13 protein-coding genes are annotated in these 13,770 nt (G+C 65.6%); 2 read left to right on the top strand and 11 right to left on the bottom strand.

Going from position 1 to position 13,770, the window contains the following annotated elements; genetic code table 11:
- Positions 1-49: 49 nt before the first annotated feature.
- Complete coding sequence (locus AC4FIJ_RS09650) at positions 50-421, top strand: PilZ domain-containing protein (RefSeq protein ID WP_490336509.1); 372 nt, start codon at positions 50-52, stop codon at positions 419-421.
- Between the two features lie 57 nt (positions 422-478).
- Here AC4FIJ_RS09650 and AC4FIJ_RS09655 read toward each other — a convergent pair whose 3' ends face one another.
- From AC4FIJ_RS09655 to AC4FIJ_RS09685, 7 genes are all read right to left on the bottom strand, one after another.
- On the bottom strand, positions 479-1,711 hold the full coding sequence (locus tag AC4FIJ_RS09655; protein WP_490336510.1) for a class I SAM-dependent methyltransferase: 1,233 nt from the start codon (positions 1,709-1,711) through the stop codon (positions 479-481).
- 50 nt (positions 1,712-1,761) lie between these two features.
- Entirely contained in the window at positions 1,762-3,147 is a 1,386-nt protein-coding gene (locus AC4FIJ_RS09660; protein WP_490336511.1) for a cryptochrome/photolyase family protein, read from the bottom strand.
- Positions 3,148-3,180: 33 nt separating this feature from the next.
- Positions 3,181-4,089, bottom strand: coding sequence for a metal-dependent hydrolase (locus AC4FIJ_RS09665; protein ID WP_490336512.1), 909 nt, complete (start codon positions 4,087-4,089; stop codon positions 3,181-3,183).
- A 117-nt stretch (positions 4,090-4,206) separates the two neighbouring features.
- Positions 4,207-4,857, bottom strand: a complete 651-nt coding sequence (locus tag AC4FIJ_RS09670; RefSeq protein WP_490336513.1) for a hypothetical protein — start codon at positions 4,855-4,857, stop codon at positions 4,207-4,209.
- Positions 4,858-4,956: 99 nt separating this feature from the next.
- Positions 4,957-6,063, bottom strand: a complete 1,107-nt coding sequence (locus AC4FIJ_RS09675; RefSeq protein WP_490336514.1) for an NADH:flavin oxidoreductase — start codon at positions 6,061-6,063, stop codon at positions 4,957-4,959.
- 3 nt (positions 6,064-6,066) lie between these two features.
- Positions 6,067-7,128 (bottom strand): 2-oxoacid:ferredoxin oxidoreductase subunit beta, encoded by a 1,062-nt coding sequence (locus tag AC4FIJ_RS09680; protein WP_490336515.1) that lies wholly within the window; start codon positions 7,126-7,128, stop codon positions 6,067-6,069.
- Positions 7,129-7,139: 11 nt separating this feature from the next.
- Entirely contained in the window at positions 7,140-9,062 is a 1,923-nt protein-coding gene (locus AC4FIJ_RS09685) for a 2-oxoacid:acceptor oxidoreductase subunit alpha (RefSeq protein WP_490336516.1), read from the bottom strand.
- A 230-nt stretch (positions 9,063-9,292) separates the two neighbouring features.
- Between AC4FIJ_RS09685 and AC4FIJ_RS09690 the strand changes: the two genes are divergently transcribed.
- Positions 9,293-9,790, top strand: a complete 498-nt coding sequence (locus AC4FIJ_RS09690; protein ID WP_490336517.1) for an RNA pyrophosphohydrolase — start codon at positions 9,293-9,295, stop codon at positions 9,788-9,790.
- 13 nt (positions 9,791-9,803) lie between these two features.
- Here the strand turns inward: AC4FIJ_RS09690 and AC4FIJ_RS09695 are convergent, their stop codons facing one another.
- The 4 genes from AC4FIJ_RS09695 to guaB form a co-directional block, all read right to left on the bottom strand.
- A complete protein-coding gene (locus tag AC4FIJ_RS09695) occupies positions 9,804-10,334 on the bottom strand; it encodes a tetratricopeptide repeat protein (protein WP_490336518.1) in 531 nt (176 codons plus the stop codon).
- 124 nt (positions 10,335-10,458) lie between these two features.
- Complete coding sequence (locus tag AC4FIJ_RS09700) at positions 10,459-11,637, bottom strand: RsmB/NOP family class I SAM-dependent RNA methyltransferase (RefSeq protein ID WP_490336519.1); 1,179 nt, start codon at positions 11,635-11,637, stop codon at positions 10,459-10,461.
- Positions 11,634-12,176, bottom strand: a complete 543-nt coding sequence (locus AC4FIJ_RS09705) for a DUF6653 family protein (protein ID WP_490336520.1) — start codon at positions 12,174-12,176, stop codon at positions 11,634-11,636. The genes AC4FIJ_RS09700 and AC4FIJ_RS09705 overlap by 4 nt, the downstream gene beginning before the upstream one ends.
- Positions 12,177-12,183: 7 nt before the next feature.
- Complete coding sequence (gene guaB / locus AC4FIJ_RS09710; protein WP_490336521.1) at positions 12,184-13,659, bottom strand: IMP dehydrogenase; 1,476 nt, start codon at positions 13,657-13,659, stop codon at positions 12,184-12,186.
- Positions 13,660-13,770: the final 111 nt, after the last annotated feature.

The raw sequence follows: 13,770 nt of genomic DNA on the forward strand, positions 1-13,770 counted from the left end.
CATTAGCAGCAACGGACCAAGGTTTCCTTGTGCCAGAAGGACAGCGGGCATGACCGATTACAGAACAAGGGATCGCTACAACACGACCGACCGCTATTACGCGGCCGCGCAAGAGGATCGCTCCTCGCCGCGCCTGCGCGTGGCGGTTCCGGCCTCGCTGCGGCCTACGGGCGGGCATGGCTTTTCGACCATCGTGAACGATCTGTCGCTGGGCGGTTTTTCCGCGCAATGCGTCAATCGCCTCGCGATCGGGTCGCTGTGCTGGCTCAAGCTGCCGGGACTCGAGGCGCTGCAGTGCGAGGTGATCTGGTGGCAGAGCAACCTTGTCGGCTGCGCGTTCCAGAACCTGCTCAGCCCGGTGATCTATGACGACATCGTCTCGCGCTACCGCGAAGGGGCCGTGCAGCGCAGCGTAGTGTGAAAAGGTTTCGTTCCGCCGGGTTCATTCCTCGCCCGGCGGGACGATCGCCCCTTTTGATCAGGCGGGTTTGACCAGGGTCACCTGATGAACGTCGATCCCGCCGCCGCGAAATCCGCCCTCGCAATACATCAGATAGAATTGCCATAGCCGGGTGAACGCCTCGTCGAACCCGGCTGGCAGGCGCCCCTGCTCCACCGCGCGGTCGAAACGCAGCCGCCAGTCGGCCAGTGTGCGCGCGTAATCCTGCCCGAAGCGCACCTCGTCCCGCCATTCCAGTCCGCGCGCCTCGGCCAGCCGCCGGAATTCGCTGGTGCGGATCAGCATGCCGCCGGGGAAGATATAGGTCTGGATGAAATCGGCGCTGCGGGCATAATGGTCGAACAATTCGTCGCGGATCGAGATGAACTGAATCGCCGCGCGCCCGCCCGCCTTCAGATTATGCGCGATGCAATCCATGAACGCAGGCCAGTATTCCCGGCCCAGCGCCTCCACCATCTCGACACTGACGATGGCGTCGTATCGCCCGTCGACATCGCGATAATCCTGCTTGCGAAACTCGACATCGGGGGCAGCTTGCCGCGCATAGGTAAGCTGCTCTTCCGACAGGCTGATCGCCTCCACCTCGTGCCCGCGCTGGGCGAGCAGCGCCGACAGCGCGCCCCAGCCGCAGCCGATTTCCAGCACGCCGGGACCGGGCGCACCCTCTATGCGGTTGGCCATCGCCAGCATCTTGGCCTGCTGCGCCGCGTCCAGCGTCAGCGCATCGCTCCACACCGCGCTGGAATAGGCCATCGTCCCGCCCAGCCACGGGGTGTAGAAATCATTGCCCAGATCGTAATGCGCCGCGATGTTCTGGCGCGATCCTGCCTTCGTATTGCGCCGCATCCGGTGATACAGGCGCGAGATCAATCGCCACGGCCCCTTCGCCCGCCCGGCATTGCCCAGCGTGTCGGCATTGGCGATGAACAGCGCGAAGATCTTGACCGCATCGGGGCTGGACCATTCGCCCTTTTCCCACGCGCGGTACCAGCCGACCGACCCGCCCGTCGCCAGCCGGAAGATGCAGCGCCAGTCCTGAACATGGATCTCGGCGTCGAAACCCTTGCGCTTGCCGCCCAGCACGCGCGTCTCGCCGCCCGGCAGGCGGGCGGTGATCGAACCGGTCGCAAGCCCCCGGTCGATGCGCTGCAGGATCCGTGCCTGCCCGCCTGAAATCATGCGCGCCAGCAGGCCGGTCGAATCCCGCGCCTCGCCAGCCGCTTCGGTCAGATGCAGTCCCCGTCTCTCCATGAAAACAGAGATATGCAGCCAGATTGCAGCGGGCAAGCTGCGGGCCCGGCTTATTCCCCCTTGGCTTCGCGATAGGCCGACAACGCCCGTTCGCGCGCCTCGCGGTGGCCGATGATCTTGGCGGGATAGTCATCGGGGCGATGCTTGTCGTCGGGGTCGTGGATCTGGTCGTCGGGCAGATCGGCCAGCTCGGGCACGAATTCGCGGATATAATCGCCCGCGTCGAATTTCTCCGACTGCGACAGCGGGGCCATGATGCGCGGGAACATGTTGGAATCGACCCCGGTGCCCGCGACCCATTGCCAGTTCACGCCATTATTGCCGTAATCGGCATCGACAAGGCAGTCCCAGAACCATTGCTCGCCATGCCGCCAGTCGATCAGCAGATGCTTGATAAGGAAGCTGGCCGCGATCATCCGCACGCGGTTGTGCATCCAGCCGATCTGCCACAGCTGCCGCATGCCCGCATCGACGATGGGATAGCCGGTCCGACCCTGCTGCCATGCCTCCAGATCCTCGGCGATGACATGGCCGCGATTGGGATTGCGCCACAATTTCTCGCCGCCCAGGTCGCGATAGCTTTCCGAAGGATAGGCGGGGAACTGGCAGATCACGTTCTGCGTATAGTCGCGCCACAGCAATTCGCCGCGAAACGTCTCGGCCCCCTCGCCCGTGTGGCGGGTTAGCCGGTCCCAGACCTGCATCGGCGAGATCTCGCCGTGGTGCAGATGCGGCGACAGGCGCGAGGATCCATCGATGGAGGGCCGGTTGCGGTCGTCCTCGTAATCCTTCACCCGGTCCGCGAAATCCTCCAGCTGCGCCATTGCTGCGGTTTCGCCGACCTCCCACGCGTCGCGAAAACCGCTGGCCCAGTCCGGCTTGGTCGGCAGCAGGTTCCAACCGTCCAGATCGTCCGAATCCGGCCATTCATCGGGGTTCGTCAGGCTGGGCGCGTCCAGCACTTCGCGCTGGGGCAGGCATTGCCGCGCCGATTTCGCGAAGGGGGTGTAGATCTTGTAAGGGTCGCCCGACCCGGTCGTGACCGTGCCGGGCGGCAGCAGATAATTGCCGTCATACAGCTTGAGGTCGAGCCGGTCGGCCAGCCTGCCCTGCGCCTTCCTCCACCACGGTTCGTAATGGCGGATGGCGTGAACGGCGGCCGCGCCGGTTTCTTCGGCCAGCTTCGCAATCTCGTCCGCCGCATTTCCGCGCCGCAGGATCAGTTTCCCCTGATGCTTGCCCAGTTCGCGATCCATCGCCTGCAGCGAATGATGCAGCCACCAGCGCGAGGCACCGCCCATTGCGCGGTTTCCCGCCCCTTCGTCGTCGAGGACATAGACGCAGATCACCGGCCCTTCCTGGGCGGCGGCATAGAGGGCGGGCTGGTCGGCAAGGCGCAGGTCGCGGCGCAGCCATACGATGTGCGGGGCGGTCATAGGGGGTGAACGGCGTTTTGCAGGGTGCGGTTCCTATTCGGCGGCCAGAGGCGTGCACGGCATTTCGGGCAATTCCACCATGAAGTTCCCGCGTGAGGGGCCAAAGAAGAAGCGCGCGTCATAGATTGCCGTGCCGCCTTCCTCGCGCCGCAGGGCAAAGGGGGCCTGGCTCCAGAACAGGAAAGCCGCGACATCGGGACGGTCCGCGCTGGCGATGCGGGGATCGGGCAGGCGGCAGCGGTCGGCGTCCGCTACATCCCATCCCGCCAGCGACCACTCGCCGTCCAGCGACCGGACAGCGGCTCCGCGATCCCAGAAGGCGAGCGGCGGCGGAATGGCGATGACTTCGCGGACGCCGTAGTATCGCCCCTCGGCCATGGCCGTGATCCCCGCATTCACCCCGATATAGGCGAGCGCCCCCGCGATCGCCGCCCGCGCAGGCGCGCGCCAGTCCCCGCCGCGCTTCTCGCGCCGCAGCGACAGCCACACGCCCAGCCCCATCATTGCCCACAGCCAGACGTCGATGATGAACAGCACGTCGCCGTGGAACCAGCGGTGCGAGAATGGCTCCAGAAAACGGATGCCATAGACATTCATCCAGTCGAGAGCCGGATGGGTCAGGCAGGCGATGAATGCCAAGGCGAACAGCCAGCCGAAACGCACCGGCAGCCGCGTATCGGGCCGCGTGCCGCGCCGCGCCTGCCAGCGGTCGAACCACCACAGGAACGCCGCCAGCGCCAGCGGCAGCAGCACCAGCGCGAAAGGCCCGTGCGTCAGCCCCCGCCGCATGGCAAGGCTCTGGGTCCCCCATATGACGCAGCCCGCGTCGATATCGGGCAGGTTCGCGCCAAAGATCAGCGCGGGCATAGCCAGCCCGGTTCTGCGCTTCAGCCCCGCCTGCCCGATCAATGCGCCCACAAGGCCGTGCGTCAGATTGTCCATCGCCGCTTGATGGCAAGCACCGCTGCCCGCGGCAATACGCCGTCCAAACAAAACGGCGGCGCTGCCCTTTGGGGAAGCGCCGCCGGTCGGATCGGACCGTTCAGTCCGAGTGTAAAATTACGAAGGCGTCATCGCGGAATTGCGCGCCATCGCGAATTCGTCCGGCGACAGATAGGTCGAACCGTCCTGGTCGAAATAGAAGAAATTCTCGCCCGCCTCGTTGATCTGCTCGGATGTCAGATAGGGCTTCTTCGCATCGTTCGGCGCAGGCTCCATCGGGTTGGTCGGCAGCGACCAGATCGCATATTCGGCGACCGACAGCTTGCCGTCGTCATTGCGGTCCAGCCAGTCGAAATCCATTTCGCTGCGCGGCGGCATGGTCATGGTGCCCGACCCGTTCGCGCTCGCCATGGAGCTTGCGTCCATGGAATCGCCGTCCATCGAACCGCCATCGCTGCCCGATGCGCTCATCGAACCGGAGGCATCCATGCTGCCTGCGTCGATGTCGGCATTGGCAACCCGCTCGGTGCGGATGGCGTCGTAATTCATGTCGTATTCTTCGCTCATGGCATCGCGGTCCATGGCGTCATAGGCGGTCTGCTGATCGGGGTTGAGCTCGCCCGCGACCGGATAGCCGACTTCGTTCACGTCATTGTCCACCAGCTCGTCGATATCGTCGACCGGGGTGTTCTCGACATCCTCGCTGCCGCATGCGGCAAGGCTGAGGGCGGCGGCGCTGGCGAGCGTCGTAAGCATAAGATTTTTCATGAGCTGTCCTCCTGTTGGTATGGGCGCCGTTTCGGCACCGTTCATAAAACCAACAGGCTGAGGCCAATTTTGTTCAAAATTTGTCCGAATCGGGCGAATTCAGGCCAATTCCCCCAGCATTTCCGAGCGATAGCCGTCCAGATCGCCCAGCCTGCCATCGCGCACCTTGCGCGCCCAATCGGGATTGGCGATCAGCGCGCGGCCTACCGCAATCATGTCGAATTCGCCCGCTTCCATCCGGCGTTCCAGCTGGCCGAGATCAGTGCTTGTCTCGGTCGTCTGATCCTTGAATGCGCCGAAGAAATCCTTCGACAGGCCGACCGAACCGACGCTCATGGTCGGAACGCCGGTCAGCTTCTTGACCCAGCCCGCGAAGTTCAGCCCGTTCTCGCCATCGATCTCGGGGAATTCCGGCTCCCAGTACCGGCGCTGCGAGCAATGCAGCATGTCCGCGCCTGCATCGATCAGCGGGCGGGTCCATGCTTCCAGCTCGCTGGGTGTCGGGGCCAGACGGCGGGTATAGTCCTGCTGGTTCCACTGGCTGATGCGCAGGATCAGCGGCGTGTCGCCGATCGCCTCGCGCACGGCGCTGACGATTTCGGCGGCAAACTTCGTGCGGTCGGCCAGCGCCGGGCCGCCCCATCCGTCGCTGCGCTGGTTGGTGCCCGACCAGAAGAACTGGTCGATCAGATAGCCATGCGCGCCGTGCAGTTCGACCGCGTCGCAGCCCATGTCCGCCGCCGCGCGCGCCGATTCGACGAACGCCGCGATGGTGTCGATGACGTCCTTCTCGCTCATCGCCTGGCCGTATGGCTCGCCCGGACGGTAGAGGCCCGACGGGCCCTCGGGCGTGGAGGGACGGGGCTTGTCGGGAAACTGCTCACGCACAAGGCCGGTGTGCCAGATCTGCGGCGCGAACAAGCCGCCCTCGCCGTGCACGGCGTCGACCACCCTGTGCCAGCCGGCCAGCGCGTCCTTGCCGTGGAAGAAGGGAATGCCCTGGTCGTTGCGCGCCTCGGGCCGGTTTACCACAGTGCCTTCGGAGATAATCAGCCCCACGCCCCCTTCGGCGCGGCGGCGGTAATATTCGGCCACATCTGCGCCGGGCACCCCGCTGGGCGAGAAATTGCGCGTCATCGGCGCCATGGCGATGCGATTGGGGATCGTCAGACCCCGCAGCGTAAACGGGGTAAATAGGATCGACATGGGTCAGATTGGGTCCTGTGCTGTGCCTGAAACCGTCCAGGTCTGGCCCTTCGCCAGCAAAGCCGCCAGATCGCCGCGGTTCTTGGCTGTCCCCTTGGCGCGGGCGGCCTGCATCTGCTCGGCAATGGCGCCGTCATAGGTGGGACGCGGATCGTCGTAGATCACGCCTAGCACCATCGGGAACGGGCCGAATTCCAGCTCGACCAGCATATGCGCAAGGCTGCGGTTGGTCTGGTCGTGGACCATCACCCCCGCCGCCTGCCAGTCGCCACCCTCAATATCGACCACCTTCAGCGTCATGTTGTCGACATCACGGGCCAGACCCTTGGTCGGCACCTTGTCCTTGCCCGCGCCGAACGCCAGAGGCTCGCCGTGGATCGCCCAGACCTGCGTTTCGGCGGCGACCTTCTTCTGCGTGAAATCGTCGAACACGTCCTTGTTATAGACGATGCAGTTCTGGAAGATCTCGATAAAGGCCGCGCCCTTGTGCGCATGGGCCGCCACCAGCACGTCGCCCAGATCCTTCGACACATCATAGCCGCGCGCCACGAAACGCGCGCCTGATCCCAGCGCGAAGGCGCAGGGGTTGGCGGGCCGGTCGACGCTGCCGGCGGGGCTGGTCGGGCTGGTCGTGCCGCGGCGGCTGGTGGGCGAATATTGCCCCTTGGTCAGGCCATAGATCTCGTTGTTGAACAGCAGGATCTGGCAATCCACGTTGCGGCGCAGCAGGTGCATGGTGTGGTTGCCGCCGATCGACATGCCGTCGCCGTCGCCCGTCACCATCCACACGTCCAGCTCCGGATTGGCCAGCTTGATGCCGGTGACGAAGGCAGGCGCGCGGCCATGGATGGTGTGGAATCCATAGCTCTCGACATAATAGGGAAAGCGGCTGGAGCAGCCGATCCCGCTGACGAACACGGTCTTCGACGGATCCGCGCCGATCTGCGGCAGGGTGCGCTGCACCGCCTTCAGGATCGCATAATCGCCGCAGCCGGGGCACCAGCGCACTTCCTGATCGGTTTCCCAGTCCTTGAGCGTGGTTTCGATCTTGGTGAGTTCGTTCATGGGGCGGGTCCTTACTGCTCGACCGACTCTGGCGTCGGGAGCTGGGTGTCGTTCACGGCAACTTCGCCGCCGATCTGGCCGGGGCGCGGTTCGCCCAGCGCATCGCAGATCGCATCCTCGATCTCGGCAATGGCAAAGGGCTGTCCGCTGGTCTTGGTCAGCGGCTGCGCATCGACAAGGAACTGGTCGCGCAGCACGGTCTTGAACTGGCCGGTGTTCATTTCGGGCACCAGCACCTTGTCGAAACCCTTCAGCAGCGGGCCAAGGTTCTTCGGCAACGGCCAGACATGGCGGACATGCACGTGGCTGACGTCCAGCCCGCGCTTCCTTGCGCGCCGCACCGCCTGGTGGATCGGGCCGTATGTGCTGCCCCAGCCGACCAGCACCAGCCTGCCGCTGTCATTGCCGAGGCACACCTCCTGATCGGGCACCGACACGCCGTCGATCTTGGCCTTGCGCACATCGGTCATCAGCTGGTGGTTCGCCGGATCGTACGAGATATTGCCCGTCAGCGCGTCCTTCTCGATCCCGCCGATGCGGTGCATCAGGCCGGGAGTGCCCGGCTTGATCCACGGGCGCTTGCCGGTCTCGTCGCGCTTGTAGGGAAGCAACTGCTCGCCATTCTTTTCAGTCAGGAACTGCACCGGAAACGGCTCGAAAGTCTCGGGATCGGGCACCTTCCACGGCTCGGCCGCATTGGCGATATAGCCGTCGGTCAGCAGCATCACCGGGGTCATGTACTGCACCGCGATCCGGCATGCCTCGATCGCGCATTCGAACGCATCGGCGGGGCTGCGCGCGGCGACGACCGGCATGGGCGCATCGCCGTTGCGGCCATAGACCGCCTGATACAGGTCCGACTGCTCGGTCTTGGTCGGCAGGCCGGTCGACGGGCCGCCGCGCTGCGAATTGACGATCACCAGCGGCAGCTCGGTCATGATGGCAAGGCCCATCGCCTCGGTCTTGAGCGCAATGCCGGGACCGGACGAGCTGGTGACGCCCAGATGGCCCGCATAGCTGGCACCGATGGCGGCGCAGATCGCGGCGATCTCGTCCTCCGCCTGAAAGGTGGTCACGTCGAACTCGCGAAGGCGGGCAAGGTGATGCAGAATCGCGCTGGCCGGCGTGATCGGATAGCCGCCGAAGAACATCGGCAGTTCGGCCAATTGCGCGCCCGCGACAAGGCCCAGCGACACGCTCTCCGCCCCGGTGATCGTGCGGTAGAGCCCCGGTTCGCTCTCGACCGGATCGACGTGGACCTGCCTGATCGGTCCGGAAATCTCCGCCGTTTCGCCATAGGCATGTCCCGCGTCGAGCGCGGCGATATTCGCGTCCGCCAGTTCGGGTGCCTTGGCGAATTTCTGCTTCAGCCATTGGTGGATCGGTTCGCGCGGACGGTCGAACATCCACAGCGCCAGCCCCAGCGTCCACATGTTCTTGCAGCGCAGCGCTTCCTTGTTGCCAAGGCCGAAGGGCTTCACCGCCTCAAGCGTCTGCGCGCTGATGTCAAAGGCCATCAGGTCCCATTTGGCGAGGCTGCCGTCTTCCAGCGGATTGGTGTCGTATTTCGCCTTGTCGAGGTTGCGCTGCGTGAACTCGCCGCTGTCGGCGATGATCAGCCCGCCGGGTTTCAGCGCCGACAGGTTCACCTTCAGCGCGGCGGGGTTCATCGCCACCAGCACGTCGGGCGCGTCGCCCGCGGTCTCGATCGCGGTCGATCCGAAATTGATCTGGAACGCCGACACGCCGAAAAGAGTGCCCTGCGGCGCGCGGATCTCTGCCGGGAAGTCGGGGAAAGTGGCCAGATCGTTGCCCGCCAGCGCGGTCGACAGGGTGAACTGCCCGCCCGTCAACTGCATGCCGTCACCGGAATCTCCGGCAAAGCGGACGGTTACGGCGTCTGTCACCGCCACGGGATTGCCTGTTTCTGCCATCGCGTACACTCTTCCTGTGGGGCCTTCCTGCCATGCGCGCGGCTTACATGAGAGCCAGGCCGCATGGGAAACGCCCCTTATGTTTTCGAACTAGGTAGGCCGCTCAAGGGTTACAATCGAGAAATACTTTGTATCCCGGCAAGCTGGGCCATATCAGTGGCCTTGCGCAAGACCCTGTCGGGCCCCGCGCAAAAACCGTCATCCTTCATAGACACAGGCCGTTCCTTTCCATGACTTCCCCCACCAAGACCGACCGCGACCCGGCCCGGTTCCGCCCCTGCGCGGGCATGATGATCGTGAACGAGGCGGGCCGCGTGTTCGTGGGCAAGCGCATCGACACCAAGGAAGGCGACTGGTGGCAGATGCCGCAGGGCGGCGTCGATCCGGGCGAGGACATGCGCGAGGCCGCGTTCCGCGAATTGCACGAGGAAACGGGCATAGTGCGCGAGCATGTCGAACTGCTCGCCACCACGCGCGAGGAATTGTTCTATGAACTGCCGCCGCATCTGCACGGCAAATTGTGGGGCGGAAAATATATCGGCCAGCGGCAGAGCTGGTTCCTGCTGCGCTTTACCGGCGGGGACGAGCATATCGACCTGGCCGCTCACGATCCGGCAGAGTTCCAGGAATATCGCTGGATCGAACCCGATCTGCTGCCCGAACTGATCATCCCGTTCAAGCGCCCGGTGTACGAGGAAGTGCTGGCGGAGTTCCGCCCCCTCATCTGAAGAGCCTGCCGTTTCAGTTCTTTTCCGTCGCCGCCATCGTGCCGGGGGCGCCCATGGCTTCGTGCGATCCCGCATCGGCGGATTTCACTTCGGGCAGCGGGCCGCGCGCGATCACCGCGGCCAGCTCCGCCGCCTCGGCGCAGTCGGAACCGCACAGGCTCTGCAGCTTGGCCAGGTTCTGCTCCGCCTTGGCGGTCGCTCCCTTTTCGGCCATGGCCGCGCCCTCGCCCGCGATGGCCTGCAGATTGCCGGGATCGCGGGTCGCCGCCTCGCGGTAATAGTGGATCGCCTGCCCCTGCATGCCGCGCGCGCGGGCCGCATCGGCCAGCTCCAGATAGGTCGAGGCATATCCGGGATCGAGCACCAGCGCCGCCTCGAACCGGTCGGTCGCCGCATCGGCATCGCCCGACGCCAGCGCCGCGCGGCCCATCGCCAGCAGTTCCATGACGCGCGGATCGTCGGTTTGCGGCGCCTGCCCAAAGCTGGTGCTGGCGGTGACCGCGACAGCGAGCGACAGGGCAAGGGCAAGGGGCGAATAACGCATCAACAGCTCCGTAGGCGTGGAGCGCCGGATGGAAGGCGCAGTCATCAAACTGTCGCCCGGTCGTGCTGTTCCGTGCCCAAAGGGGCGGATTGTGCCGGGACGTCAGCCATCGGCCCCAAGGCTATCAGACCAAGACCGCACGCGTGAAGAAAAATCCGTCCGTGCCGTCGTGATACGGGGTCAGCCGGACTCCCTTGCCCCTTGCGCGGCCTGCCGACATCGTGGGCGGATCGGCCCGGAATTGCGGATAGGCCGCTGAAAAACGGTCAAAAACTTCCGCGCCTTCAGCATCCAGCAGCGAACAGACCACATAGACGATCCGCCCGCCGGGGCGCAGCAATTGAGCGGCAATTTCCAGCAGGCGGAACTGCAGGGCCGACAGGCGCTCGATCTCCTGCGGGCTGATCCGCCAGCGCGATTCGGGATTGCGCCGCCATGTGCCGGTGCCGCTGCAGGGCGCATCGACCAGCACCGCATCGGCCTTGCCGCGCCACGCGTCCAGCGCTGCCATCTCGCGTCCGGGGTTCAGCAGGATCTCGCTGATAATGTCCGCGCCAGCCCGGTCGGCACGCGGTCGCAGATTGCCCAGCCGCCGCTTGTCGGTATCGCAGGCGACCAGCGTGCCCGCGTTCTGCATCGCGGCGGCCAGCGCCAGCGTCTTGCCGCCCGCGCCCGCGCACAAATCGATGATCGTCTCACCCGGCTGCGCGCCCACGGCCATGCAGGCCAGCTGGCTCCCGCCGTCCTGCACCTCGATCAGCCCATCCCGATAGGCATCCCACCCCTCGACCGGGGTGCCCGCAGGCAGGCGCAGCGCATGGGGCGCAAGCAGAGGCTCGCCCGCCACCGGCAGTTCCAGCGCATCGCGCGAGGCCTTCAGCGCATTGACCCGAATGTCGAGCGGCGCACGGTCCAGCAGCGCCTCGGCTTCCTCACCCGCAATATCCGATGCCGCCAGCCGTTCGGCCAGCCAGGCGGGTGCGACCCCGCCTCGCGCTGCGCTCTCATCCGCGCCGATGGCCGCAGGGCCATAGGAGGATCCGTCGAACGCTTCGGCCAGTTCGGGCTGCACCTCGGCCAGTCGCAGCATCGCGGCGCGGCCCGTATCGGGCACCGGTCCGCAAGCGCGGATCGCGCCATAGACCAGCTCGCGGATCGCGCGGCGGTCTTTCGATCCGGCATAGCGGCGCGCACGCAGCCCGTCGGCCACCACGCGGTCGGCAGGCGCACCGCCCTCGCGGGCGGCGGTGATGATGCTGTCCAGCAGTTCGATGGCGGCCTGAACGCGTGCGGCAGGCGTCATGCCCCTGCTCCCCCTTTAGATTGCCCGCGCCGCCATTCGGGATGCACCGCGACTGCGCGGCGGTACAATGTCTCGCACCGCGCGACAAAACCGATCTTGGCAAAGAAACTGGCCAGCGCGCCAGAGAAACAGGCGATCACGTCGAACATCACGATCCCGTAAATGGCGACCAGCGCGCCCAGCCCGGCCAGCACGTTCCAGCCATGAAATTTCCACACCGCCAGACCGGCCTCTTCCAATCCGCCACCGTCCTTTTCGCCGCGCCAGATCCACAGCCGCTCGCCCCACACGGCGCGGCTCATCCAGTGGCTGTCATCGCGGGCGGGCGGAAAGCTCAGCGGATTGCGCCACAGCCAGAACGCGGCGATCAGCGCCAGCGGCACCGCCCACCATCCGATCCACAGCCTGCTCCAGCCCACCGCGATGATCACCGGCCACCCGGTGATCAGGCGGCTCCACCCGCTCCACGGATTGGCGTGGCGATCCCACCCCGCCTCGTTCAGCCCGAAGGCTTTCGCAAGGCGGGCCTCGAAACCCATCGCGGCCTCAGCGGCCCTGATAGTTGGGGGCCTCGCGGGTGATGGTGACGTCGTGGACATGGCTTTCCGAAAGCCCCGCATTGGTGATGCGGATGAATTCGGCCTTCTGCCGCATCGACGGAATATCGCCGCAGCCGGTATAGCCCATCGCCGCCTTGATGCCGCCGACCAGCTGGTGAACGACATCCTTGGCGGGGCCCTTGTAGGGGACCTGACCCTCGATGCCTTCGGGCACCAGCTTCATCTGGTCCTTGATGTCCTGCTGGAAATAGCGGTCGGCAGATCCGCGCGCCATCGCGCCCACGCTGCCCATGCCGCGATAGCTCTTGTAGGCGCGCCCCTGGTACAGGAAGGTCTCGCCCGGCGCTTCCTCGGTCCCGGCCAGCATCGATCCGACCATGATGGTCGACGCGCCCGCAGCGATCGCCTTGGCCGCATCGCCGGACGAGCGGATGCCGCCATCGGCGACGACCGGCACGTCGTTCTTCATCGCTTCCTCGGCGCTTTCCATTACGGCGGTCAGCTGCGGCACGCCGACGCCCGCGACGATGCGCGTGGTGCAGATCGATCCGGGGCCGATGCCCACCTTGATCCCGTCCGCGCCCGCGCCGACCAGCGCCTTGGTCGCTTCTGCGGTGGCGACGTTTCCGGCGATGACCTGCACGCTGTTCGACAGCTTCTTCACCCGCTCGACCGCGGCGGAGACGTCCTTGTTATGGCCATGCGCGGTGTCGATCACCACGACATCGACGCCCGCATCGACCAGCGCCTCGGTCCGCGCGAAACCCTTGTCGCCCACGGTCGAGGCGGCGGCCACGCGCAGGCGGCCCGCGCTGTCCTTCGTGCTATCGGGGAAGGTCACGGCCTTCTCGATATCCTTCACCGTGATCAGGCCGATGCAGTGGTAATTATTGTCGACCACCAGCAGCTTCTCGATCCGGCGCTGGTGGAGCAGGCGGCGCGCTTCCTCCTGCCCGATGTCGGCGCTGACGGTGGCGAGGTCGTCCGCGGTCATCAACTCCTTCACCGGCTGTGCGTCATTGGCGGCAAAGCGCACGTCGCGGTTGGTCAATATGCCGACCAGCCGTCCCGATCCCTCGACCACCGGGATGCCCGAGATGCGGTTCGCCTGCATGATCGCGCGCGCCTCGCCCAGCGTCGCCTCGGGGTCGATGGTGATGGGGTTCACCACCATGCCGCTTTCAAAGCGCTTCACCTGCCGCACGGCGGCGCATTGCTCTTCGATGGTGAGGTTGCGGTGCAGCACGCCCATGCCGCCCATCTGCGCCATGACGATGGCCATGTCCGCCTCGGTCACCGTGTCCATCGCGCTCGACAGGATCGGTATGTTCAGCGCGATCTCGCGTGTGATGCGGGTGCGGGTATCGGCCATGCTGGGCACGATGTTCGATTCCGCGGGACGCAGCAGAACGTCGTCGAAGGTCAGGCCCAGCGGGATTTCAGATGTGATGCGGTTCGCCACGGGACTTGCCTGCCTTCATATATGCGTGAGGGGAGAATCGTGGCGGCCCATGTAACCAGATGCCCCCCCTTCCGCTAGAGGGGGATCACGCATTTATTTCGCCCCCGCCGC

It is taken from the genome of Croceicoccus sp. (assembly GCF_983967925.1).

Coding starts and splice junctions, on each gene's coding strand:
- AC4FIJ_RS09690 (WP_490336517.1), top strand. CDS start 9,293: ATGACTTCCCCCACCAAGACCGACCGCGACCCGGCCCGGTTCCGCCCC.
- AC4FIJ_RS09655 (WP_490336510.1), bottom strand. CDS start 1,711: ATGGAGAGACGGGGACTGCATCTGACCGAAGCGGCTGGCGAGGCGCGG.
- AC4FIJ_RS09675 (WP_490336514.1), bottom strand. CDS start 6,063: ATGTCGATCCTATTTACCCCGTTTACGCTGCGGGGTCTGACGATCCCC.
- AC4FIJ_RS09695 (WP_490336518.1), bottom strand. CDS start 10,334: ATGCGTTATTCGCCCCTTGCCCTTGCCCTGTCGCTCGCTGTCGCGGTC.
- AC4FIJ_RS09680 (WP_490336515.1), bottom strand. CDS start 7,128: ATGAACGAACTCACCAAGATCGAAACCACGCTCAAGGACTGGGAAACC.
- AC4FIJ_RS09665 (WP_490336512.1), bottom strand. CDS start 4,089: ATGGACAATCTGACGCACGGCCTTGTGGGCGCATTGATCGGGCAGGCG.
- AC4FIJ_RS09705 (WP_490336520.1), bottom strand. CDS start 12,176: ATGGGTTTCGAGGCCCGCCTTGCGAAAGCCTTCGGGCTGAACGAGGCG.
- AC4FIJ_RS09670 (WP_490336513.1), bottom strand. CDS start 4,857: ATGAAAAATCTTATGCTTACGACGCTCGCCAGCGCCGCCGCCCTCAGC.
- AC4FIJ_RS09660 (WP_490336511.1), bottom strand. CDS start 3,147: ATGACCGCCCCGCACATCGTATGGCTGCGCCGCGACCTGCGCCTTGCC.
- AC4FIJ_RS09700 (WP_490336519.1), bottom strand. CDS start 11,637: ATGACGCCTGCCGCACGCGTTCAGGCCGCCATCGAACTGCTGGACAGC.
- AC4FIJ_RS09685 (WP_490336516.1), bottom strand. CDS start 9,062: ATGGCAGAAACAGGCAATCCCGTGGCGGTGACAGACGCCGTAACCGTC.
- AC4FIJ_RS09650 (WP_490336509.1), top strand. CDS start 50: ATGACCGATTACAGAACAAGGGATCGCTACAACACGACCGACCGCTAT.